The following is a 23,590-nucleotide window of genomic DNA, read 5'->3' on the forward strand; positions in this document are numbered from 1 at the left end:
CCTCAGAGTTGAATGACTTGCAATTCTCTTTCCTGACGCTCTTGAAGTGCGCGTTCCTGTCGGCGGGTTTTATCTTGAACCTTACCTACCAATTGGCCACAGGCAGCATCAATATCGTCACCACGAGTTTTGCGAGTGGTGGTGTTAATTCCAGCAGTCTGCAATATTTTTGAGAAACGGTGAATTGCATTGTTACTGGAGCGCTGATAGATCGTCCCTGGGAAGGGATTAAACGGGATCAGATTCAACTTACATGGCACATCTGCCAACAAGGCCGCCAATTCAGTGGCGTGGTGTTCCCGGTCGTTCACTTCATGCAACATCACATATTCAATGGTTACCACACGTTTGTCATTAAAATAATCACGACAAACATCCAGCACTTCTTTAATTGCATACTTTTTGTTCAGTGGAACAATCTCACCACGCAACAAATCATTAGGTGCATGCAATGATAAAGCCAGCGAACACTCGCTCACTTTCTTTAATTCTCTTAACTGAGGCGCCATGCCTGCAGTACTTAAAGTCACCCGGCGCTTAGACAAACCATAGGCATTGTCTTCCATCATCAAGTTCATTGAACCGACTACATTGTCGAAGTTCAACAGCGGCTCGCCCATACCCATCATGACCACATTGGTCACCCGGCGGTCGTCACGGTGGCAGTCACCCAAAGAACGGGAAGCAATCCATACCTGACCAATGATTTCCCATAAGTCGAGATTACGGCTAAAGCCTTGCTTACCGGTGGAACAAAAGCTGCAATTCAGTGAACAGCCCACTTGGGAAGACACACATAAAGTGCCACGGCCATCTTCTGGGATATACACCGTCTCAACTAAATTGCCATCGGGCAATTTCAGCATCCATTTGCGGGTGCCGTCGCTAGATTCTTTATCCAAAGTAACTTCTGGGCCACGAACTTCGCAGGTTTGCTGAAGCTTGATACGCAGTGCTTTACTAAGATTGGTCATCTGATCAAAGTCATCCACCCCTAGCTGGTGAATCCATTTCATCACCTGCATGGCACGAAACGGCTTTTCTCCTAACATTTCGAAAAAGCGTTCCAGACCAGGTCGGTCAAAGTTCAGTAGATTAATCTTGTCAGATGTTTGTGCAGACATATTTACTCCGGTCACAACACACAGGGAGCGCAAGCGCTCCCCGCTTTGAGATTAGCCGCGCGGGCAAATCTCGCCTTCTTCAAAGAAGAAAGCAATTTCAGTTTTAGCAGCTTCTGGTGAATCAGAACCGTGAACCGCATTAGCGTCGATAGACTCAGCGAAATCTGCGCGGATAGTACCTGCAGCAGCTTCAGCTGGGTTAGTCGCACCCATAGTATCGCGATTAGCAGCAATCGCGTTCTCACCTTCCAGAACCTGAACCATCACAGGGCCAGAAGTCATGAATTTTACCAGATCAGCGTAGAAAGGGCGCTCTGCGTGAACCGCATAGAAGCCTTCAGCCTGTTCCTTGGTCAAGTGCAGCATCTTAGCAGCAACGATCTTCAAACCAACTTTTTCAAAGCGGGCATAGATCTCGCCGATAACATTTTTGGCAACTGCATCGGGCTTGATCATTGAAATTGTACGCTCGATCGCCATTAGGTTTTTCTCCTGGTTAGTTTTTATAGTGCTAGCAAGTGGCGCGATTATAAAAGCCATAGCCAAACCCTGTCACGCCTAATGACAGACTATTTTGCTTGGCTATCGGAAAACTTGAATGGAAGCTACGTTTTTTAACCGTTTTAACCACCTTCAAACTGACCCTGACAGCTAATTAAAAAGATCAACAAGCCCACAACTAACTCAGGCTAAATGCCGATTCAAGGTAAGCTCTTATCACATAGATAGGTAAGGAACCCTATAGTGAAAAGCCTGTCGTAGAGAACTGCGACCACTGGTCTAGTTGCTGCAGTTAGTATCTAAAATGTATAAAAAGGACTTCTAATAATGAAAACCCGTTTATTGCCGCTCGCTTCGCTGTTGACCGTATTAGCCACCATCAGCTTGCCAGCAAGTGCCGGCAGCTATTCTAATCAAGGTGCAAAGCCCACCACCTTGAATGCATCTTTTCTCCATCACAGCACCATTGAAGTCAAAAGCAATCACAGCGTTGCCGCCACTGCCGACAAATTAGAACAAGTGCTCACCAGCAAAGGCATGACGGTTTTCACTCGAATTGATCACCAAAAGAATGCCGCAGGTGTAAACCTGAAACTGGCACCGACCCAGGTGGTGATTTTTGGTAATCCAAAAATCGGCACCAAGCTGATGCAATGCAGCCAAGGCACCGCCATCGATTTGCCACAAAAAGCATTAATTCGTCAGGATGAAAAAGGCCAAGTCTGGTTGTCCTACAACAACCCGGCTTATTTAAAAGCCCGCCATCAGATTGAAGGTTGTGATGCGGTGATTGGAAAAGTTGAAAACGCACTGGCGAAGTTTGCTAAAGCTGCGACGAATTAGTCTTCTTCGCAGAATCCGTTACCGGTTCTAAAAACTGCAGGTGGTTATTTGATCGCCTGCAGTTTTTGTAAAACATCTAGATCTACTGCCTATCAAAACGCAGCCTTTGTCATTCTTAATGACAACAAATCAAAAATATTTTGTGAAGCTATGCTTTCACTAATACATAAATTCATGAAAGCATAGTTTCAATTTACTACTATCAATTCTTCTGAATCACTCCTACCTAAACACGATCAAAACCTTTGCTAGTAAATTAACCAACGCCCGTTGACCTCACACCACAAATGAAACTATAGTTTCATCCACGAGCCAAAAATGAAAACATAGTTTTATTGTTATGAAAAAAAACAAAGGTAGCCCTCTTAAGCGCGGCGCAACCGTATTCCCTCGAAATATGAAAACACTACATCTGTTGGGTGAAAACATTCTACTGGCAATGAAACGGCGTGGAATCAATCAAGAAATGATGTTTAGCAGAACAGGAATTTCCAAGCCGACCTTACGAAAAATAACCAAGGGTGACCCATCAGTTTCTATTGGTCATTATGTAAATGTACTTGCTGCTCTGAACCTTTTAGACGACTTGGCAAAAGTTGCACTTGATGATGAACTTGGCAGAAAGCTACAAGACATCGAATTGCTGAAAAAAAAGGTAGGAAGCTAAAAGGATGGAAATCTTCGTCTACGCTGACTGGCTTGAAATTGAAAAACCGCTGTTTGTAGGAACATTAAGATCATCCGCCATCCGCGGTAAAGAGCATTTCAGTTTTAGCTATGATCCGGACTGGCTTAAGTCCAAATATGCACTGCAAATTGACCCGGCGCTTCAATTGTATGCAGGGGAACAACACGCTACAGATGACCGAAACTTCAAAGTCTTTCTCGATTCGTGCCCTGATAGGTGGGGTCGATTATTAATGCAACGCCGAGAAGCGGTTATAGCGCGCATCGAAAAACGCAAAGCAAAAACGCTGCTTGAAACAAATTATCTATTAGGCGTTCATGATTCTTTTCGGATGGGTGCCTTAAGATTTTGTACCGCACACAACGGCAATTTCCTTGATGATAATGAAGACTTCGCAGCGCCAGCAATTACTTCATTACCGGAGCTTGAGCAAGCAGCCAGTGGAATTGAAAACAAGCCAGATTTTGATAATCCAGATTACCTTAAATGGTTAAACATGCTGATATCACCGGGGTCATCGCTTGGCGGCGCTCGGCCTAAGGCATCGGTTAAAGACGTTGACGGTACGCTTTGGTTAGCAAAGTTTCCTAGTCGGCATGATGAATATGATATTGGCCTGTGGGAATACATCGTTTACAAAATGGCCCTTGATGCCGGAATCAATATGTCTGAGTGTAAGGTGCAAACTATCGGCTCAGATCATCATATCTTTCTCACCAAGCGGTTTGATCGGATAGATAACGGCAAAAGGCTCCAATTCACGTCTGCCATGACTCAGCTAGCCTATTTTGATGGCAACGACGATGGCGCAAGCTACCTAGAGTTGGCTGAATTTTTAATTCGAAATGGCTCGAATACCAAAGCAGATTTAAAGCAGCTTTGGACGCGCATGTTATTTAATATCATGGTTTCTAATAGTGATGACCACCTGCGCAACCATGGTTTTATCTTTGACACCACAGGCTGGCGCTTATCACCCGCATACGATATTAACCCCACACCTAACGCCACTGGCTTGCACCTAAATATCGATGACAAAGACAATGCATTAGAGGCTGAGCTAGCCTTTGAGGTTGCCATTTATTTTCAGCTAACTGAGAAAGCAGCCAATGAAATTTATCAAAAAGTAGCAGCGGCAATTTCAAAATGGCAAGCACTTGCAAAAGAAGCAGGCATCACAAAAGGCGAGCGAGATTTAATGAAGGGGTGTTTTTTGACGCTTGGAATTTAAATCGCTTATAAGAGACACGGAATTTAATAAATATCCTTAATGTAGCTCGTCATGAGCAAAGCGAATAGCGACTCGCCAACGAAATGTCACACTTCGACGAGGCTCAGAGGTGACCTACGAAAAATACAGAAAAATTATTTATTTCCACGACCCTAAAAACCAGAAATACATTAAAAAAGATTACTAAAGCAGCGGCAAACTAATTTTCCAAAAAAAAAGCTACAGATAATCAAACGACTACCTGCAGCTTTAATAAACTTAATTACACTTAATCTTTAAAATCGCCTTTAACCAGCCACTCTGGGATATATTGCTTAAAGATAGGCTCAGCATACAAGGGTTGGTACTGGCGCTGATCCCACGCCAATGCAGCCATAGCAAGTAATCTTGTTGAATACCAGCCGCCACTGTTTTGCATTGCTGAATCATCTTTAGTGAACCACGCTTCATGATCTCTGAGCGCTAAGTCCATAGCTTGCTGATAACTGTTTTCATCTTGCCCAAGAATAATGCCAAAAAGCTCAACGACCGGTATCATAATTTTATCCAGCATCTGCCGCCGTGACGGGTGAGTGTCTGGGCCGATTTCAACATCCATTGCCGCTTGGTACATACGCTGGAAATATTCTACTGAATTTTTTTCTGCATCATACAAACTCTTGATAAACTGAATTTGCGTTAAATAAAACAGTTTTTCGCTACTCCGACTCCGAGCCTCCATTAATAACTCATCAGGCATCTGCATTAAAAAATTCCGAGCGGTTGTATCACGAAGAATCAAACTCAACTCATAAGCATCTAACCACTCTCCAACACGCACAAAGCTACGATCACCATTCCCGGTCTCATGCCAAGTATTACCATCTACTTCAATGGTAATAGGCTGGCCCGCGTGGGTGGCACGCAAAAACTGAGCAGTTCTTAATTGCAAGCATATCTTTAACCGCCGCAGCACTTTCTGCTTACTTTTATTTAACGCAAGGGCAGCAGCAAAAGCATCGCCTGCATCTGAAAACCAAAGTGGACCTGGTGATTTTGGCGAATCCTGATCGTAATACTTTGTAACCCCTTCAGAATATTTCCTTTCCAGAAGAAATACCGGGGAATCATAATGTTGATGCAATTTAATTTTTTCAATCATTTAGAATACCTTCACCAAACTTATCTACAAGCACCTTACCTTTGGGAAGCCCTGTTTCAACATCAATAGGTACTCGCACACCAAAGCAACTTATTTCATTCTTTACATTTTAAATTCTATCAAGTAATTTTTTAATCCATTTACACCATCAATATACTTAGGTTCCACTCAATAATATGCGCCACAATGCATCAGGCCATTTCATCTTATGAAGTTAACTGCTCAGCCAACACATCAAAAAGCAACACGTCAAAGAAAAGCAAAATAACAAAAAAAACCGACCCAGATACAAACCTAGGTCGGTTTTTATTTCCACGGATGGGATGTATTAGCAAAGAAGCATGGACGCCATCGGGATAATAATCGCCAACCGATACTCTGTAGATTAGAATCTGCCCAAAGCCTGTTTTGATGAGCGACGTCTTGAAAACAATCGATCTACAGCAATTGGTAACTATGATCCAGCAACATGAAACGGTTGATGCTATTTATCTATACGGATCACGTGCCAAGAACACCGCACATGCCAACAGCGATTGGGATGTTGCAGTGCTGTTTAGCAATTTTGAGCCAGATCTTCTGGAGCGTGCTGTTCGCCCTCAAATGCTCCAGGCCAAACTTGAGAAGCTGCTGGATTTGGATGATCAGGTGCTGAGCATTGTTGATCTACAAGCAGTACCTGTTCCCTTGCAATGGAATATTATTCAGGGCAATAAGCTCTACGACCGAATGATTCCAACCGTTCGTAGAATGGAAAACGCGATAATCTCCGCCTGGGAAAAAGACTATGAGAGATGAAGCTTATGAACAGCAGATTGAAACCATTCAACAAGAAATGTTAGCGGTACTCGACGAGCTAAGACAAGATCTCGGGCAATGGAAATATCGAGATTTACTCGCGGCACAGCGGGCACTTCAGGTGGTCATTGAATCGCTGGTGAGGTTTTCACGTTATACCTATCAGCAAAAATATAATGTCACTGCAAGCAAATCACGCCAAGGCTTGGATGGACTCCTCAATCACGGCGATCTTTCCGAGGCACAACACACATTAGCAAGCAAGATGATTGGCTTTCGAAACGTACTGGTTCATGACTATCTAGATGTAAATCGAAAAATCGTCGAGTCAATTATTAGCAGCAATATGTATTCGGAAATTAAAAGCATTACCGATCATTTAAAAAGATTGCTTTAGAATTTTTGCACAATAAAAAGCCGGTTTAGATATATATCTAAACCGGCTTTTTATTTTCTGAATTTCAAAAAACGATTAATCCATTTCTTCTATCCACGCGGCTTGAATCGCTTCTAGCACGCGCTCACCAGCTTTATTCGGATCGCCTTCAAACCCTTCAAGATTAAGTACCCAGTTACGTAAATCGACAAAATTTACATAACGCGGATCTACATCTGGCTGAGTTTCTGTCAGCGCGATTGCGACATCGAGTACGTCGGTCCACTGCATGGCTTTTCTCCAGCTGGTTTTTAATTAATGTTGTTCTTTAGCGTGATTTAAGGTGTAGCGCGGTACTTCTACCGTTAAATCTTTATCAGCAACAATTGCCTGGCAGCTTAAACGCGACTCTGGCTCAAGACCCCATGCTTTATCTAGCATGTCGTCTTCCAGCTCATCGGATTCGCCCAAGCTTTTAAAACCTTCACGAACCACAATGTGGCAGGTGGTGCATGCGCAAGATTTTTCACAAGCATGCTCAATATGAATGCCACTTTTAAGCGCGGCTTCCAGAACAGTCTGACCGGCTTCAGCCTCAACCACTGCGCCTTCAGGACACAGATCTTCGTTCGGCAAAAATACAATTTGTGGCATTTCCTTCTCCTGATACCTTCTTGATACTGCCATTTTTGCAGCCTGTAGGTTAGATAAGCCTAAGGCGTCATCTGACATTTTTTAAATTGTCGGAAGGCGCTGACGCTTTTCCAACCTACAAAATATGAATAACCCAATCAATTACATTGAGTCGATCGATTTACCTGCCAGTAATTTATTCACGCTGACATCCATTCGCCGGGCTACATAATTTTCACTGATTTTTTCCAGCGCTTCGTTAGCCTGCTTGATTGCGTCAGTATCATCGCCTTTCGCTGCAATTTGCAATTGGCTAATCGCCTGTTGCATTGCCTGCATTTCTTCAGCATTTAAAAGCTTGTTGCCATCTTCAGCCAGCGCCGCATGAACTGCTTCCAATGCACGCTGTGCATCTACTTGCTGTTCGCGTAAAGCACGGGCGTTTTTATCTTCTTCGGCATGATCCAATGAATCACTGAGCATTCCGGTGATTGCATCGTCGCTCAAGCCATAAGATGGTTTAACTTGAACTGAGCTTTCAACACCAGAAGTCGCTTCGCGGGCAGAAACACTGAGCATGCCATCGGCATCAACCTGGAAGGTCACTCGAATTCTTGCTGCACCGGCCACCATCGGTGGAATACCACGTAATTCAAAACGCGCCAGCGAACGGCAATGATCAACCAGATCTCGCTCACCTTGCAGCACGTGAATGGCCATGGCGGTTTGGCCATCACGGAAAGTGGTGAATTCCTGTGCCATCGCTACTGGAATAGTGGTATTTCGAGAAATCACTTTCTCGACCAAGCTACCCATCGTCTCGATACCGAGCGATAAAGGTGTGATATCCAATAACAGCAAATCGCTGTCAGGGCGGTTACCAGCCAGAATATCGGCTTGCAGTGATGCGCCAACCGCTACCACACGATCAGGATCGATACTGGTTAATGGCTGTTTAGCAAATAACTCGGCCACTCTTTCTCGAACACGTAAGGTGCGAGTAGAGCCACCGACCAAGACCACATTTTCAACTTCATCAATCTTCAGGCCAGCATCTTTTAGCGAGCGCTTGCAGGCCAGTAGCGTTTTGCTAATCAGCGGATCAATCAAACCGGCAAATGTCTCACGGCTTAATTCACCTTTGAACTGAATGCCGTCGATATCTAAATCAACCTTGGCAACTTCCAGCTCAGATAACTGCTCTTTCAAGCTACGCGCTAAATCCAGCAAATGACGAACTTGTTCTGGCAAAGATTGCTCAACACCAGCTTGTCTTAACAGCCATTCGGCAATTACGTGGTCAAAGTCATCACCACCTAATGCTGAATCGCCGCCAGTGGCTAACACTTCAAACACACCGCGGGTTAACCGCAGAATTGAAATATCAAACGTACCACCACCGAGGTCATAAACCGCTACCGTGCCTTCACCACCTTGGTCTAGACCATAAGCCAGCGCCGCAGCGGTGGGCTCATTGATCATTCGCAATACGGTAAGACCTGCTAACTTGGCTGAGTCACGGGTTGCCTGACGCTGTGCATCATCAAAATAAGCGGGAACGGTAATTACTGCACCAACCAATTCATCACCGAGGGTTGCTTCGGCACGACGGCGCAGTTTTTTTAGAATTTCTGCCGAAATTTCAATCGGACTTTTAGCACCAGCACGGGTATCCAGCCAGACCATGCCACCTTCACCTTCGGTGAGTTTCCATGGTAAATGGCCAGACAAACCTTTTAAATCAGCTTCGCCACGACCCATTAAACGCTTGGCAGAAGCGATGGCATTAAAGGGATCAGCAGAAGCGGCAGTTTTGGCTAATTCGCCAACTTCAATCGTGCCCTGTTCGGTGTAATGCACCACCGATGGCAACAAATGGTGACCTTGGTGATCAGGCAAGGTTTCTGCCTGGCCAGATCGAACCGCAGCTACCAGTGAATTGGTGGTTCCTAGATCGATACCTACAGCCAGCTTGCGCTGGTGCGGCGCCGGCATTAAGCCCGGCTCAGAAATTTGTAACAGTGCCATTGAATATCCAGAAGGTGTGACTAACCGAGGCAATCCTCGGCCGCTTCAAGCGCTACGCGGAGTTTTTCTACAAACTGCAGTTTTTGTACTCGGGATTCTGCCTGATCAAGATCTTCGACAGCGGTCGATTTCAACAAATCATCTAGTCCATTCAACAGCTCAGCTTCCAACTGATCGGTTTTCTCGGACAAGCCCATTAGGGTCATCGCCGGATCTGCAGTATTCGATGCTTCAGCGACTTGTTCACGAAGATCCATTTGCTGCATTAGAAAGATCATATCGTTGGTGGTGCGTTCGCTACTCATATCACGACCTTGCAGCTCTAGCATATACGCGGCACGAGACCGGGGATGCTTTAGCGCTTGCTGGGCTTCATTGATACGAGAAGAAATTTGCATTGCTAGTCGCTGTTCAGCTGCGCTAGCGGTGGCAAAACGATCCGGGTGAAATTGCTGCTGCAGTTTTCTATAGCTGTTATCAAGCAACTGCCGGTCGATTGTGAAATCGACCGGCAGTGCAAACAGTTGAAAATAGTTAGCAGTTAAGGCTGCAACATCAGACATGGAAGCTTTCACCACATCCGCAGGCGTCTTTCACATTAGGGTTGGAAAAACTAAAACCTTCGTTCAAGCCTTCCTTAACAAAGTCCAGCTGAGTGCCTTCGAGATACGTCATGCTTTTACCGTCGATAAAGACTTTAACGCCATGATTTTCAAACATCTGGTCGCCATCATCTGATGTATCAACAAATTCCAGCACATAGGCCATTCCTGAACAACCAGAGGTTTTTACGCCAAGCCTAAGGCCTAGCCCGCCGCCACGTTTTTCAAGAAAAACCCGAACCCGGTTTGCTGCAGCCTCTGTCAAGGTTACTGCCATTCTCTATTCTCCAGAATGTTAATGCTTAATGCTTCGACTTATAGTCTTCTACTGCGGCTTTGATTGCATCTTCAGCCAGTACTGAGCAGTGAATTTTTACCGGTGGCAACGCCAGCTCTTCTGCAATTTGTGTATTGCGAATTTGAGCGGCTTCATCAACCGTTTTGCCTTTCACCCATTCAGTTACCAAAGAGCTGGACGCAATTGCCGAACCACAGCCATAGGTTTTGAACTTGGCATCTTCAATCACACCGTCTTCATTTACCTTGATCTGAAGCTTCATTACGTCACCACAAGCTGGCGCACCTACCATTCCGGTGCCAACAGACTCGTCGTCTTTTTCCAGCGTGCCAACATTGCGTGGATTCTCGTAGTGATCCATCAACTTGTCGCTATATGCCATGATTTAGCCTCCGTTAGGTATTAGTGCGCTGCCCATTTGACAGACTTCAAATCGACGCCTTCCTGGAACATATCCCAGAGCGGAGACATTTCTCGTAACTTACCAATTTTTTGTTTGATCAGATCGACCGCAAAATCCACTTCTTCTTCAGTGGAGAAACGACCAATACTAAAACGAATCGAGCTGTGCGCCAGTTCGTCATCCAGACCTAGAGCACGCAACACATAGGAAGGCTCTAAGCTGGCTGAAGTACAGGCTGAGCCTGAAGATACCGCTAAATCTTTTAGCGCCATGATCAGAGATTCGCCTTCTACAAAGCTAAAGCTAACGTTCAGGTTACCGGCAACACGTTGCTCAAGATCACCGTTCAGTTTCACTTCATCAATGACCTGAAAACCAGCCCACATGCGATTGCGCAGTGCAAGTACACGCTCATGCTCTTCAGCCATTTCCAATTTTGCGATACGGAACGCTTCGCCCATGCCAACAATTTGATGGGTTGGCAAAGTACCTGATCGCATACCGCGCTCATGACCGCCGCCGTGCATTTGCGCTTCGATACGAATACGTGGCTTACGACGCACATATAACGCGCCCTGACCTTTAGGGCCATAAGCTTTATGAGCGGAGAACGACATCAAATCGACTTTCAATGCTTTCAGGTCGATTTCAACCTTACCGGCGCTTTGCGCTGCATCGACATGGAAAATCACACCCTTTTCACGGCAGATTTCACCCATTTCAGCAATATTTTGAATCACACCGATTTCATTGTTTACATGCATGATTGATGCAACAACGGTGTCTTCACGCAATGAATCGCGGAAGCGATCTAATGGGATCAAGCCATCTGGGTTTGGATCTAAATAAGTGACTTCATAACCTTCTCGCTCTAATTGGCGACAGGTATCAAGTACGGCTTTGTGTTCTGTTTTACAGGTCACAATGTGCTTGCCATTCTTACCATAGAAATGCGCCGCACCTTTGATCGCTAGGTTGTTTGACTCAGTCGCACCTGAAGTCCAAACAATCTCACGCGGGTCTGCATTCACCAGATCGGCAACATGACGGCGGGCAGTTTCCACAGCCTCTTCCGCTTTCCAACCATAAAGATGGGAACGGGAGGCAGGGTTACCAAAGTTTCCTGTAGGATCTAGACACTCAATCATTTTGGCTGCGACACGAGGGTCGGCCGGAGTGGTAGCAGAGTAATCCAGATAGATCGGCAATTGCATCAGTGACTCCATACTGCGAAGCGGCGAAGACCGCCATTATAACTCGATGTTGGCAACATAGGGGTCAGACCAGTGCGCCAATAGAATCTAATTTGATCAGTTCAGCTTTTACGTCGCTATTGTTTTCGACTTGCTGATCCTGACGTTCTGCGACTTGTCGAACTTGTCGCTGTTGAATAATTTGTCCTAAAGAAATACCGCTCAGGAATTGATGGATTTGATCGCTAAGATCGGTCCATAAATTATGAGTCAGGCAAATATGTCCATCTTGGCAGCCGCCTTTACCAGAGCAACGCGTCACATCAACAGGCTCATCGACTGCGATAATGACTTGCGCAACGAAGATTTCATCGGCAGTTCTTGCCAGACGATATCCACCACCAGGTCCACGAACACTGGAAACCAAGCTATTTTTACGCAACCGCGCGAACAACTGTTCCAGATAGGAAAGAGAGATTCCCTGTCGTTGGGAAATATCAGACAAGGTAATCGGTCCTTTGTCAGTGTGCAGCGCCAGATCTAACATGGCTGTTACCGCATAACGACCTTTCGTGGTCAACTTCATTTAATTATTCTCCGGCTTTGCAGGCATGCTGGAATTCTAATTAACCCAGCAAAATAGTCAAGTATTATTGACACGGATCAACTATACATTGATCAATCTCTCACGACCGCCTGTTCGCACCGGTACTAATTAGCCGCCAAACAGCTAATTCAGTGGCCTGTTTTTGAATAAGATATTACTAATATTATTCATCAAAACCACCGCTCAATCTAGCAAGATCACTTTCCAACAATCAGCAATTAATCATCTTGATCTAGCTTGATGTCCTTATCTTTTAGTTCTGGCAATTCATCTTTACTGACTTCACCACCTACGTCACACACAGCCTTGCAGAGTTCTTCAACTCGCTTATCTTGAGCATGCATATGTTCCAACATGCAAGCAATGGCATGGGAAACTGGATCTTGTGGTTGATCAGCACTAACACCATAGGCATCAAAGCCCATTTTTTGTGCCATATCGACCCGCGCTTTCTGGTCAACATCGCCCACCACACGACCAGGAATACCAACCACCGTCGCGCCTTCTGGTACTTCTTTAACTACTACCGAGTTAGAGCCAATCTTGGCACCTTTTTTAACGGTAAATGGGCCAAGCACCTTGGCACCCGCACCGACCACAACACCATCTTCCAACGTTGGGTGACGCTTACCTTTATTCCAGGAAGTACCGCCTAGCGTAACGCCCTGATAAAGGGTGACGTCATCGCCAATCTCGGCCGTTTCACCAATCACCACACCCATGCCGTGGTCGATGAAAAAACGCTCACCAATTGTCGCACCTGGATGAATTTCAATCCCGGTTAACCAACGAGAAAAATGGGAAGTAAAACGAGCCAGCCAACGCCAGTCGGCCAGCCACAATTTATTGGCCATTCGGTGTAACCACAATGCATGAAGCCCCGGATAACAGGTTAGAACCTCCAGAGTATTCCTAGCGGCTGGGTCCCGATGAAAAACACCCCTGACATCCTCTTTGATCGCTTCAAACACAATGACCTACCTAGCCTTTCAGCTTTTTGTTAACTGCAGTTAAAATGCCGCGAAAAATATTCAGCTCCATCTGTTCAAGACGGGCTCTTTGGTAAAACCGGCGCATACGGTCCATCAGTTTGCGCGGATTACCCGGATCGAGAAACTCAATCTGTTCCAACGTTTGCTGCAAGTGCGCATAAAACATCTCAACTTGCTCGCCGGTCGCTGGACGATCTTCGACCTGCTGTTCCAGTTGAAAGTTTTGCGACGCCAACCAACTGGAGCGTAATTCGTAACAGAAAATCTGTACCGCAGCACCTAAATTTAATGAAGAGTAATCTGGGTTGCAGGGCACCATTACTTGGGAATGACATAACGCCAGATCGTCATTATTCAACCCAGTGCGTTCTGGGCCAAACACCAACGCAACCTTTTCTGCTGGTGCAGCATCGGTATCAGCACTACTCACAACAGAAGTCGCATTGGCTGCAGAAAGGGTTTGCAACATTTCTTGTGCCATTTCACGCGGCATATGTAAACGACCCGACATACCCCTTGCTCTGGCGCTACTACCGAACACCAGCGTGGTATCGTGCAATGCTTCTGCCAAGGTAGGAACAATCGTAGCGCGAGTTAATAACTCGCCCGCACCGGATGCACGCGCAATCGCTTCGGCATTAATTTCACAGCTAGGCGACACCAGCACCAGATCTGACAAACCCATGGTTTTCATAGCACGGGCGGCAGCACCCAAATTTCCCGGATGACTGGTTTCAACCAATACGACCCTGACTTGCTCCAGCATTACAACTCCTGCGACCACGGTTTAAAACCGCTATCTAAGATATGGCAAAGGTTTTTCTACCCGAGCTCGATCGATTGATATCGTGCAAACCCTGTAAAAATCGGCACATCCTACCAATCTGACTGTCTGACCACAATCGACTAAAAAATGCTTATAGCGGGTGAATTAGCCACTACAGCGAGCTTTTATCAAAAACCAAACAAAAACAACCGGAGAAAACTTAGATAAACTGCCGTTATGTCAGCAATCAAAAGCCACTGCCCTCGAACAGCTTAAATTGCTATATAAAAGCACTACCACCATCACCATTAATGCCAATGGCAGCATCACCACTGACAACAGCAATTAACTGCAACGGTCTAACTTCTCTACTACAAAGCAGATAAAAGTCATGAAGATCGACAACCTTTCTGTTATCATCGCGCGCCTTTGAAGTTAGTGGAAAAGAAGCGCGCCATGCACCCGATGCAAAACATCGCAATCCGCGCAGCACGTAGTGCTGGCCGGATTGTATCAATCGCCTACGGACAATTAGACAACATCACTGCTGAACAAAAAGGCACCAATGACTTTGTCTCCGATGTAGATCGGCGCGCCGAGCAAGATATTATTCAGGCGATCAGCAAAGCCTATCCAGAGCACGGCATTCTGGCTGAAGAAAGCGGTATGCGCCCTGGCAAAGGTGACGGCGCTGATTACCTATGGGTTATCGACCCATTAGATGGCAGCAATAACTTCTTGCGTGGCATTCCTCACTTCGCTGTTTCTATTGCGCTGAAAGTAAAAGGTCGCATCGAACAAGCAGTCGTTTATGATCCAATTAAAGATGAGCTGTTCACCGCTAGCCGTGGTCGTGGCGCATCTAAAGATGGACGCCGGATTCGCGTATCGGATCGACGTGAATTGGAAGGTGGCATTTTAGCAACAGGCTTGCCATTTAAGCAGCCAGGTCAGTTACACAGCTACATGTCGACCTTTAACTCTTTAGTACCAAAAATTGCTGACATTCGCCGAAGTGGTTCTGCTGCTTTGGATTTAGCGTATGTTGCAGCCGGTCGCATTGACGGCTATTGGGAAATGACTCTGAATGAGTGGGATGTTGCAGCTGGTTGCTTATTAGTGACCGAAGCCGGTGGCTTGGTCAGTGACTTCTCTGGTGGTAACCGTCACTTGGAAACTGGCAGCATCGTAGCTTCCAACCCTAAGTTAATGCGTCACATTCTGCCTGCAGTTAAAAAGGCCGTACCTGCCGAGTAATTCTCAGCAGCGCAATAATTTGAAGAAGGCCAACTGTTCATATAGTTGGTCTTTTTTTTGCTTGGATTTTGACTCGAACAAATTGCTCTAATTTTATTGTGCGCATCTTCATTAATTAACCAGGTTGTATCAGTTTTGGTTTACTCGTTTTTATCGACTTAACATGTTCGCGATGCAACGAAACACGGCCATGGTAGTAAACTCGAGCACCAATATAAGCAAGCGTGGTGCCATAATCCTTAGCTTGCGGGTCAAACACCTCTAATTTACCTACAAATGTTCGATCAATTTTCTCAGCAAATTCTCTAACGTGTTTATTGTCATCAACAACAATCACATCAACCTTAATGCTCGATTCCACATGATCCTTAAGGTATTTTTCTATGGCCATCTTTTTCAAAATACCTCCCCGCTGCTCCGACACTATTACCTTATTTTCCTTCAGCCAAGAAAAAAAACAAATCGGGTGCGTTTTGTCCTTCACTAGAGGGTCTTGCTCAAAAACCTCCAAGTTACCTTTATTAATAACATCATAACCTAAATCACCTCTTATTGTTGTTGGAACAACCACAGAGCCGCTCCTGCGATAATCCACTATCTCTTGCATATAACGCTGAACATCATTTGACTGATGCCCCCCCATAGTTATAAACACAACCTTACAATTATTTGTATTTTCAGCTGCAAATCTCAGCACCTTTTGATACATCAACCAGTACAACACTTTAAACGCAGTCCTTCTCGTTGAGAGCACCCACAAATATTCGTTAGCTTTATCTCCCCCCTGCGCAGCTTCGAGCCCTTGCTCTTTTTGCACTTTCGATAGATGGGTTTGAGTATCTGGGCAAGACAAGATCGTTTCATCAAGATCAAAAAAAATTAGTAGCATGCTTCGCCCAACAAAATTAATTTAGATTTGGATAAAGTGTAGGAACAAAATAAGCAGATTCGTTAGCTGTTAATAAAACTAAATAAAAAAACCGCTCAGCAGGCGATCTGTTGTTTGAAGTTGAAATTACCAACATTTAGCTTTCTATTGAGCCCTCATTAAGTCCGTGTCTTCGATTATGGTAACGTATCTTGCTTCCGATATAAGCAAGCTGATCATTATAATCAGCAAGTCTTGGATCAAAAACTTCTACTCTAGAAATATTGGTGCGACTCACTCTTAACAACTCATCCCTGACACTGTCATTATCATCTACCACTATAATTTCAACTTTCTCTTCTCCTGCATGATTCTCAAGCTTCTTCTTTGCTACATAACGCTCAATACCTAATTTTTTCAGTATGCCATGACGAGAAAAGTTAGCCTCGCGATTAATCGTCCCATCATCGCATTTAAGGTTCCAATGCGTTGCATTAAAAACTGCTAGGTCTTTTTCAAATGAAGATAAATGCGCGTAATTGAGCACATCATAACCCACCTTACCATCCAACGTTGTTGGCATTTTCGAGTGATGATCCTTCCGATATCCATAATTCACAAAGTAGCACATTGATTCAGAAATTTTTTTCTCAGTATGCCCCGCCATCGTTACAAAAATAATTTTACAATTGTCATTATTATTAATCGCTAAGCGAAGTAGCTTTTGATGCATTATCCAGTACATCATTGTCCCCTCCAACATATAGGGTGGACCAAAAACTCCATATTGAGATGTTTTTTTAACATCACAGGCTTTTTGAGGCTCCGAATGATTTTGCAAAGAACCTGAGCGCAACATCGTTTGATCCAAATCCATGAATATCAATAACATAAATAACTACTCTTCTTTTCAAATAACTAACAGTCGCTACAGCGCCTTATCACTAAAGATAAGTTACTCTTAATTTAAACGCTGCCAAACAACAGCCACCCTCCGATAATTTATGAAACTTGTGACATCGACCTCTTTTCTATCGACAAAATTCAAACAAAAAAAAAGACCTACTCCAAGAGCAGGTCTTTGATGTTTTTAACCGTAAACTTATTTTTCGCTACGACGCGCCACAACCGCATCTGCCAACTGGCGAAGCACTTTTTCAGTATCACTCCAACCAATACAAGCATCGGTAATAGACTGACCGTAACAATCAGCTTTACCGTCAACCAGATCTTGGCGACCTTCAACTAAATGCGATTCGATCATGACACCGAAAATAGCATTTTCGCCGCTAGCCATTTGAACCGCGGTATCTTGCGCAACCACCATTTGACGCTGGAACTGCTTAGAGCTGTTAGCATGGCTGAAATCAATCATGATTTTTTGTGGCAAACCCGCAGCAGCTAATTGAGCTTTGGTTGCCTGCACATGCTCGGCGCTGTAATTTGGCTCCTTACCACCACGTAAAATAATATGTCCGTCCGGATTACCTGCTGTTTCAATAATCGCAGAGTGACCAAACTTGGTTACCGAAAGAAAGTGGTGTGACGATCGAGCGCTTCGAATCGCGTCGGTTGCGATTTTGATATCACCACCGGTTCCATTCTTGAATCCAACAGGACACGACAGACCAGATGACAATTCTCTATGTACTTGAGATTCGGTGGTACGTGCGCCAATGGCGCCCCAGCTGATTAGGTCAGCAATATACTGAGGAGTAATCATATCTAAGAACTCCCCAGCTGTTGGCATCCCCATATCGGTCAGATCAAGCAGCAGCTTACGGCCAATCCTCAAGCCGTCATTTAGCTTAAAGGTGTCATTCAAGTACGGGTCGTTGATTAACCCTTTCCAGCCCACTGTTGTGCGCGGCTTCTCAAAGTAAACTCGCATCACAATTTCAAGGCGATCACCCAGCTCATCACGCAGCACTTTCAGCTTTTTGGCGTAATCCAACGCCGCTTCGGTGTCATGGATTGAACAAGGACCAATCACCACCAGTAGACGATCATCTTTATCATTTAAGATATTCGAAATTGCCTTACGCGCTTGGTATGTCGTTGATGCCGCAGCTTCTGTTGCAGGAAACTTCTCTAATACTGCTATCGGAGGAAGCAACTCTTTTACTCTGTTAATTCTTACATCATCTGTTTGATACATTGCTACGACCAACCCTATTGATTTTTGTGAGCCCATTTTTCTTCTGAAAACTAGCTGGCGCTCTTCATTCTCTGTTGTAGTAACTTATCGAGTAAAAAAGATAACTTCAACTATCTTGCACGCTTTGTCTTCAGCGGCACATTTTCACTGCTGCAGGGCTTGCAGCAATTCTTCACGCAACGTTTGTTGCTGCTCACTTTCTAATTTATTCAACGTGTCACGACAGACATGCACCATCGCCTGTAAAATGGTTTGCTCGGAAAAATCGAGGTTTTCTAATTGGCGAATAATTTCAACCGCTAGCTCAACTTCATCTGAAGTTTGGTTCATTTCACTCTCCAGGCGCTATTAACGACGAGGTATTGGCATGCTTTTGTTCTAACGCTTTTCTGCCGTAATAATATACTTGAGTGCCAACGTAAGATAATTCCATTTCATAGTGCTCGGCCATAGGGTCAAAAACTTGCACACTGTTCACATACGTTCGGTTGATATTCATTAAATATTTTCTGACATACGCATCATCGTCAATGACTATAATGTCTGATTTACTTGGTAATTTTTGTTCATCTAAATAATGCTCGATACCAATTTTTTTCAATACACCATGATCGAAACTACCTCTTGGAAATAGATCTATTTCTTCACTATTAAAAATTGGCACATTGGCTTCTCGATAAAAATCACCCGTCCCCCTATAGCTATCAAGCATCGTACGATTAATAACATCAAACCCTTTTTCACCGGAGAGTGTTACTGGAAGATTTAAGTGACAAGCGATATTCCTTGCATAATTCATAAATTGAATTAATACATTGTCGATAGTTTCTTTACTATAACGCCCCATAGTGACAAAGATTATTTTACAATTCTCATTATTATTCACTGTAAAGCGAATCAACTTTTGATGCATTAGCCAGTGTATGATTTGCCCGACAGAATAAGATGGCGCCTCACACTCGCCTCCGCCCCAACCTGTTATCATTCGACAACTTGCACGCTGGTACGATGAAAGCGCACTATCTTTTCCAGAAAAAAGCAACGTTTGATCAAGATCCATAAATATCAGCAGCATCCTTGCCCCTATATTTCATCTGTTCTTACATCTACTTAAAATTCATCGCTTAACTAAATAAGAATATTTTTTATAAAACATTTCAGAAAATAAAAACCAACCTTCTTGCAACCTACAATTTGTTTTTTAAATACTGATTTAATCCTACATACCCCCAGGCTTCATTAACTTTGGCGAGCCAGAACCTGTCGTTGCCTCATGCTCAGCCTTTAACGCTGCTCTTTGATAATAAAGAATACGACAACCAATGTATGCAAGTTGCATTTGATAATCTTCAGCTTGCGGATCATAAATATCTAACTTCGATACACACTTTCTATTTATTAAATTCACTTGCTCTCGAACACGTTTCGAATCATCAATAACAATAACTTCATTTTTATCAGAACCAACCGCATAAGCCGCAAGGTAGCGCTCTACACCTATTCGCTTTAATATTCCATTTCGGTCATCAACAGGTCTTTTACCAAGATGTGGGCCGTAATTCTTAAATGTTGCCTGACGAATAGATGAATCACTTTGCTCCATACTATATAGAATGGTTCTATTTATGACATCAAAGCCTGTACCACCTGACAAATCAGTTACGAGATGTGGCGCTCTAGAACGATGGTGATTCATTAACAATTGAGCGCTTTCGTTCACCTGCTCTCTAGAATAATCGCCCATAGTGAGAAAAATAATCTTACAGTGGTCGTTATTTTCGGCGGTAAATCGAAATAATTTTTGATGCATAACCCAATACAACGTCGCCGCCGAGACAAATGAGGGCGGAGTTCATTCTTCTTTGATACCTCCCCTGTCAACATGAAATGACTTAGCACTAGCAAGCTGGCGCTCACTAGGAACAACACCTTTACCAAACAATGGTCGCATCAATATCAAGAAATAGCAGTAACATCCTTATCACCCTATCAATAGATCATACTCGTGTTTTCAATCAAACTAAGGCGCTACCGCATCCTTAGATAAGATCTTATTTGAAACTGAATTTTCTAAATTTGAATCTAAATCGCATAAAAAAGCCGATCATGCTTTCACATCATCGGCTTTTCAGTGTCAGACCAACTTTATCTTAGTCGGTATCCACATTTCCTTTGCTACGATCACGACGCAGAAACTCTTCGATATCGTCTTTTTCAGCTTCATCTCGTTGCTTAGGCATCAAGTCCTGACGACTGATTCCCAATGCAACCAGTGTTGAGCTGGCAACATAGATTGAAGAGTAGGTACCGATTACTACGCCAACAATCAGTGCAATCGAGAAACCTGAGATCGCTTCACCACCAAACAACTTAAGCGCCACCAATACCAGCATGGTGGTTAAAGAAGTAATAATGGTACGGCTTAAGGTCTGATTCAAAGAGGCATCTATTACCTCAACCGTATCGCCTTTTCGCATTTTGCGGAAATTTTCACGAATCCGGTCCGCCACCACAATGGTATCGTTGAGCGAGTAACCTATAACCGCCAATACTGCCGCCATTACTGCTAGGTCAAACTCGATACCTGTAATCGAGAAAAAGCCCAATGTGATAACCACGTCATGAACCAGTGCAGCAATCGCGCCGAATGCAAAGCGATATTCAAAACGGAAACCGACATAAAGCAAAATACCCAGCAGCGCGACTAATACCGCCATGCCGCCTTGCTCTGATAATTCTTCACCGATTTGCGGACCAACCACATCCATTCGTTTGAATTCAGCCTCACCATCAATCGCAACCGCTTTTTCCAGAATGGGGCGGATCGCTTCGCCAGAAAGCACCTTACCGCTTTCATCACGCTGCACACCCAAACGAATTAGCACGACAGTATCAGAGCCAAAATGAGTCACCACCGGGCTATTAAAGCCCGCTTCGACTAACTGCTCACGAATCGGCTCCAAATCAGCTGATTGCTGGTAACCAACTTCCGCAACGGTACCGCCAGTAAAATCCAGACCAAAATTCAGTTGATTAATCGCCAGTGAACCGATTGAAATCACAATCAACACTATAGAGAAAATCGCCGCCAGCTTTCGTTGCGCCATGAAACGGAAGCTGGATTCCTTATTAAAAATTTGCATCATCAACTCCCTATTAGATGGATAGCGTCTTGGGACTACGGCCACCGTAAATCAGATTTACCATTGCCCGACTGACCACAATCGCAGTAAACATCGAAGTCATAATGCCCAGCGCCAGCGTAATCGCAAAGCCCTTGATCGGACCAAAGCCAATCGCAAACAATACAATCGCGACCAACAATGTGGTGACGTTAGCATCGATGATGGTACTGAAAGCACCTGCATAACCTTGCTCAATTGCTTGGGCAGGACTCTTACCATCTCGCAGCTCCTCACGTATTCGCTCAAAGATAAGTACGTTGGCATCAACCGCCATACCCACCGTCAATACGATACCGGCAATACCCGGCAAGGTGAGTGTCGCACCAGACAATGACAACAAAGCAACCACCATTACCAAGTTAATTACCAGCGCAACATTAGCCACCAAGCCAAAGAAGCGGTAATAAACCAACATAAACAGCAGCACCATTGCCAAACCTAAAGCGACCGACTTTAAACCACGGTCGATGTTTTCTTGACCAAGGCTTGGGCCAACTGTACGGGTTTCAACAATATAGATAGGTGCAGACAACGCACCGGCACGCAGGAATAAAGCCAATTCATGTGCTTCTTGCGGGCTATCCAAACCGGTAATCTGGAAGCGAGACCCCAGCTGTGAGCGAATAGTCGCTACGCTGATCACTTCTTCGATCTTTTTAGGAATGCGCGTTATCGTGCCGTCTTCTGCCAGTCGGTTGAAAATCTTGTGTTCCTGATAAACCACCGCCATTGGCTTGCCGATGTTATCTCGGGTTGCACGACTAAACAGGCGACCACCACGGGAGTCCAAAGTAATACTTACCGCAGGCAAACCGTTTTCATCGGAAGTACTCTTGGCATCAATAACTCGGTCGCCGGTCAACATTACCCGTTTTTGCAGCAATACCGGACGGCCATCACGCCATTTGTAAACTTTAGATTCCGCTGGAACACGGCCATTTAAGGCGCTGTTCAAGTCGTTCTTCCAATCGGTCATGCGGAACTCAAGTGTGGCGGTTTTACCGATAATGTCCTGCGCCTGACCGGCATCCTGAACACCTGGCATTTGCACCACAATTCGGTTCGCGCCCTGACGCTGAACTAACGGCTCAGCAACACCCAACTCATTCACCCTGTTTTTCAAGGTTGAGAGGTTTTGTTGCAATGCATAGTCTTGAATTTCTTTGCGTGCTTGATCGCTTAACAATGCACGTAACTCAAACAAGCCTTCTACTTTAGACTGATTAAACGTGAAGCTAGGAAAGCGATTTGCCATAAACTCTTCTGCTTGATCTAGCGTATCTTGATCACGGAAACGAATCAGCAATGAGTTTTTGCCTGAAACCTTCACACCACGTGGACGAATTTTCTCTTCACGTAAGGTGCTGCGGAATTCAGTTTTATTTTGTTCTAGTCGGGCTGCAACTGCGGCATCAACATCCACTTCAATCAGGAAGTGAACACCACCACGCAAGTCCAGACCCAAGTTCACCGGGCTACCGCCGAGAGAAGCTAGCCATTCTGGGGTTTGTGGCACCAAATTTAGTGCGATGACATAGTCTTCGCCTAACTTCTGCTGCAGCAAATGTTTGGTTTTTAACTGGTCGCCAGCATGTTCTAGGCGAATCCGTAATTTGTTCTTTGGTAAGATTTCCAATTCACCGAAAGGAATACCTGCATCGGTTAGGGCAGAACGAATCTCCCCCGGGGTTTTATCTGTTACTTCAGCGTAGCGAGTACCGGAGACTTCAACTGCTGGAGCTGGCTCATAAAGACTTGGCAGCGCATATACAAGACCTACAACCAAGGTCAGTGCCACTAGCAGATATTTCCAGAAAGGGTATCGATTCATGCCTTTTCCCTGACGTGCTAACAAAAGAATCCAGCGACAAAAACCGGCATCAGAAAACACTGACACC

27 protein-coding genes are annotated in these 23,590 nt (G+C 44.7%); 6 read left to right on the top strand and 21 right to left on the bottom strand.

Features of this window, described 5'->3' with window-relative positions; all coding sequences use genetic code 11:
- Positions 1 to 2 precede the first annotated feature (2 nt).
- Both rlmN and ndk read right to left on the bottom strand, forming a co-directional pair.
- Positions 3 to 1,124 (bottom strand): dual-specificity RNA methyltransferase RlmN, encoded by a 1,122-nt coding sequence (gene rlmN, locus DC094_RS04820; protein WP_116685922.1) that lies wholly within the window; start codon positions 1,122 to 1,124, stop codon positions 3 to 5.
- Between the two features lie 51 nt (positions 1,125 to 1,175).
- A complete protein-coding gene (gene ndk, locus DC094_RS04825; protein WP_116685923.1) occupies positions 1,176 to 1,604 on the bottom strand; it encodes a nucleoside-diphosphate kinase in 429 nt (142 codons plus the stop codon).
- A 348-nt stretch (positions 1,605 to 1,952) separates the two neighbouring features.
- Here ndk and DC094_RS04830 point away from each other — a divergent pair, with 348 nt between their 5' ends.
- The 3 genes from DC094_RS04830 (at position 1,953) to DC094_RS04840 (ending at position 4,387) form a co-directional block, all read left to right on the top strand.
- The gene (locus DC094_RS04830) at positions 1,953 to 2,468 is read left to right on the top strand and encodes a DUF302 domain-containing protein (protein ID WP_116685924.1); all 516 of its coding nucleotides are present in this window, start codon (positions 1,953 to 1,955) and stop codon (positions 2,466 to 2,468) included.
- Positions 2,469 to 2,808: 340 nt separating this feature from the next.
- A complete protein-coding gene (locus tag DC094_RS04835) occupies positions 2,809 to 3,135 on the top strand; it encodes a helix-turn-helix domain-containing protein (protein WP_116685925.1) in 327 nt (108 codons plus the stop codon).
- 4 nt (positions 3,136 to 3,139) lie between these two features.
- Positions 3,140 to 4,387 carry a type II toxin-antitoxin system HipA family toxin gene (locus tag DC094_RS04840; protein ID WP_116685926.1) on the top strand — a complete coding sequence of 416 codons (1,248 nt, stop codon included), beginning with the start codon at positions 3,140 to 3,142 and terminating at the stop codon, positions 4,385 to 4,387.
- Between the two features lie 268 nt (positions 4,388 to 4,655).
- On the opposite strand, the gene DC094_RS04845 is transcribed toward DC094_RS04840, so the two are convergent.
- Positions 4,656 to 5,528: an immunity 49 family protein gene (locus DC094_RS04845; protein WP_116685927.1), complete on the bottom strand. Its 873-nt coding sequence runs from the start codon at positions 5,526 to 5,528 to the stop codon at positions 4,656 to 4,658.
- Between the two features lie 423 nt (positions 5,529 to 5,951).
- On the opposite strand from DC094_RS04845, the gene mntA reads away from it, so the two are divergent.
- On the top strand, positions 5,952 to 6,326 hold the full coding sequence (mntA, locus tag DC094_RS04850; protein WP_206605567.1) for a type VII toxin-antitoxin system MntA family adenylyltransferase antitoxin: 375 nt from the start codon (positions 5,952 to 5,954) through the stop codon (positions 6,324 to 6,326).
- Positions 6,316 to 6,723 (top strand): type VII toxin-antitoxin system HepT family RNase toxin, encoded by a 408-nt coding sequence (hepT, locus tag DC094_RS04855; protein ID WP_116685929.1) that lies wholly within the window; start codon positions 6,316 to 6,318, stop codon positions 6,721 to 6,723. Before mntA ends, hepT begins: the two co-directional genes overlap by 11 nt.
- Before the next feature lie 75 nt (positions 6,724 to 6,798).
- On the opposite strand, the gene iscX is transcribed toward hepT, so the two are convergent.
- The 10 genes from iscX to DC094_RS04905 form a co-directional block, all read right to left on the bottom strand.
- Entirely contained in the window at positions 6,799 to 6,993 is a 195-nt protein-coding gene (gene iscX / locus DC094_RS04860; protein ID WP_116685930.1) for a Fe-S cluster assembly protein IscX, read from the bottom strand.
- Between the two features lie 24 nt (positions 6,994 to 7,017).
- A complete protein-coding gene (fdx, locus tag DC094_RS04865; protein WP_116685931.1) occupies positions 7,018 to 7,356 on the bottom strand; it encodes an ISC system 2Fe-2S type ferredoxin in 339 nt (112 codons plus the stop codon).
- Between the two features lie 141 nt (positions 7,357 to 7,497).
- Positions 7,498 to 9,363, bottom strand: coding sequence for a Fe-S protein assembly chaperone HscA (gene hscA, locus DC094_RS04870; RefSeq protein ID WP_116685932.1), 1,866 nt, complete (start codon positions 9,361 to 9,363; stop codon positions 7,498 to 7,500).
- A 20-nt stretch (positions 9,364 to 9,383) separates the two neighbouring features.
- Complete coding sequence (gene hscB / locus DC094_RS04875; RefSeq protein WP_116685933.1) at positions 9,384 to 9,926, bottom strand: Fe-S protein assembly co-chaperone HscB; 543 nt, start codon at positions 9,924 to 9,926, stop codon at positions 9,384 to 9,386.
- The gene (iscA, locus tag DC094_RS04880; RefSeq protein WP_116685934.1) at positions 9,919 to 10,242 is read right to left on the bottom strand and encodes an iron-sulfur cluster assembly protein IscA; all 324 of its coding nucleotides are present in this window, start codon (positions 10,240 to 10,242) and stop codon (positions 9,919 to 9,921) included. Before iscA ends, hscB begins: the two co-directional genes overlap by 8 nt.
- A gap of 25 nt (positions 10,243 to 10,267) precedes the next feature.
- The gene (gene iscU / locus DC094_RS04885; RefSeq protein ID WP_116685935.1) at positions 10,268 to 10,645 is read right to left on the bottom strand and encodes a Fe-S cluster assembly scaffold IscU; all 378 of its coding nucleotides are present in this window, start codon (positions 10,643 to 10,645) and stop codon (positions 10,268 to 10,270) included.
- A gap of 20 nt (positions 10,646 to 10,665) precedes the next feature.
- Positions 10,666 to 11,880: an IscS subfamily cysteine desulfurase gene (locus DC094_RS04890; RefSeq protein ID WP_116685936.1), complete on the bottom strand. Its 1,215-nt coding sequence runs from the start codon at positions 11,878 to 11,880 to the stop codon at positions 10,666 to 10,668.
- A 64-nt stretch (positions 11,881 to 11,944) separates the two neighbouring features.
- Positions 11,945 to 12,445, bottom strand: a complete 501-nt coding sequence (gene iscR / locus DC094_RS04895) for a Fe-S cluster assembly transcriptional regulator IscR (protein WP_116685937.1) — start codon at positions 12,443 to 12,445, stop codon at positions 11,945 to 11,947.
- Positions 12,446 to 12,684: 239 nt separating this feature from the next.
- Entirely contained in the window at positions 12,685 to 13,437 is a 753-nt protein-coding gene (gene cysE / locus DC094_RS04900; protein ID WP_116685938.1) for a serine O-acetyltransferase, read from the bottom strand.
- Positions 13,438 to 13,447: 10 nt separating this feature from the next.
- Positions 13,448 to 14,224: an RNA methyltransferase gene (locus DC094_RS04905; protein ID WP_116685939.1), complete on the bottom strand. Its 777-nt coding sequence runs from the start codon at positions 14,222 to 14,224 to the stop codon at positions 13,448 to 13,450.
- A 456-nt stretch (positions 14,225 to 14,680) separates the two neighbouring features.
- Here DC094_RS04905 and suhB point away from each other — a divergent pair, with 456 nt between their 5' ends.
- The gene (suhB, locus tag DC094_RS04915; protein ID WP_116685941.1) at positions 14,681 to 15,481 is read left to right on the top strand and encodes an inositol-1-monophosphatase; all 801 of its coding nucleotides are present in this window, start codon (positions 14,681 to 14,683) and stop codon (positions 15,479 to 15,481) included.
- 115 nt (positions 15,482 to 15,596) lie between these two features.
- Here the strand turns inward: suhB and DC094_RS04920 are convergent, their stop codons facing one another.
- The 8 genes from DC094_RS04920 to secD all read right to left on the bottom strand — a co-directional run bounded on the left by DC094_RS04920 (position 15,597) and on the right by secD (position 23,589).
- Positions 15,597 to 16,370 (bottom strand): peptidylprolyl isomerase PrsA family protein, encoded by a 774-nt coding sequence (locus DC094_RS04920; protein WP_116685942.1) that lies wholly within the window; start codon positions 16,368 to 16,370, stop codon positions 15,597 to 15,599.
- A gap of 136 nt (positions 16,371 to 16,506) precedes the next feature.
- Positions 16,507 to 17,241: a hypothetical protein gene (locus DC094_RS04925; protein WP_116685943.1), complete on the bottom strand. Its 735-nt coding sequence runs from the start codon at positions 17,239 to 17,241 to the stop codon at positions 16,507 to 16,509.
- Between the two features lie 210 nt (positions 17,242 to 17,451).
- Positions 17,452 to 18,543 carry a 3-deoxy-7-phosphoheptulonate synthase AroG gene (aroG, locus tag DC094_RS04930; protein WP_304598345.1) on the bottom strand — a complete coding sequence of 364 codons (1,092 nt, stop codon included), beginning with the start codon at positions 18,541 to 18,543 and terminating at the stop codon, positions 17,452 to 17,454.
- Between the two features lie 108 nt (positions 18,544 to 18,651).
- Positions 18,652 to 18,837 (bottom strand): hypothetical protein, encoded by a 186-nt coding sequence (locus DC094_RS04935; protein WP_116685944.1) that lies wholly within the window; start codon positions 18,835 to 18,837, stop codon positions 18,652 to 18,654.
- A 1-nt stretch (position 18,838) separates the two neighbouring features.
- The gene (locus tag DC094_RS04940; RefSeq protein WP_116685945.1) at positions 18,839 to 19,582 is read right to left on the bottom strand and encodes a hypothetical protein; all 744 of its coding nucleotides are present in this window, start codon (positions 19,580 to 19,582) and stop codon (positions 18,839 to 18,841) included.
- Between the two features lie 144 nt (positions 19,583 to 19,726).
- Positions 19,727 to 20,317: a hypothetical protein gene (locus DC094_RS04945; RefSeq protein ID WP_116685946.1), complete on the bottom strand. Its 591-nt coding sequence runs from the start codon at positions 20,315 to 20,317 to the stop codon at positions 19,727 to 19,729.
- Positions 20,318 to 20,657: 340 nt separating this feature from the next.
- Complete coding sequence (secF, locus tag DC094_RS04950) at positions 20,658 to 21,650, bottom strand: protein translocase subunit SecF (RefSeq protein ID WP_116685947.1); 993 nt, start codon at positions 21,648 to 21,650, stop codon at positions 20,658 to 20,660.
- A gap of 13 nt (positions 21,651 to 21,663) precedes the next feature.
- Positions 21,664 to 23,589 (bottom strand): protein translocase subunit SecD, encoded by a 1,926-nt coding sequence (secD, locus tag DC094_RS04955; protein WP_339374116.1) that lies wholly within the window; start codon positions 23,587 to 23,589, stop codon positions 21,664 to 21,666.
- Between the last annotated feature and the right edge of the window lies 1 nt (position 23,590).

Origin of the sequence: Pelagibaculum spongiae (assembly GCF_003097315.1) — a bacterium.
GTDB lineage: Bacteria > Pseudomonadota > Gammaproteobacteria > Enterobacterales > Pelagibaculaceae > Pelagibaculum > Pelagibaculum spongiae.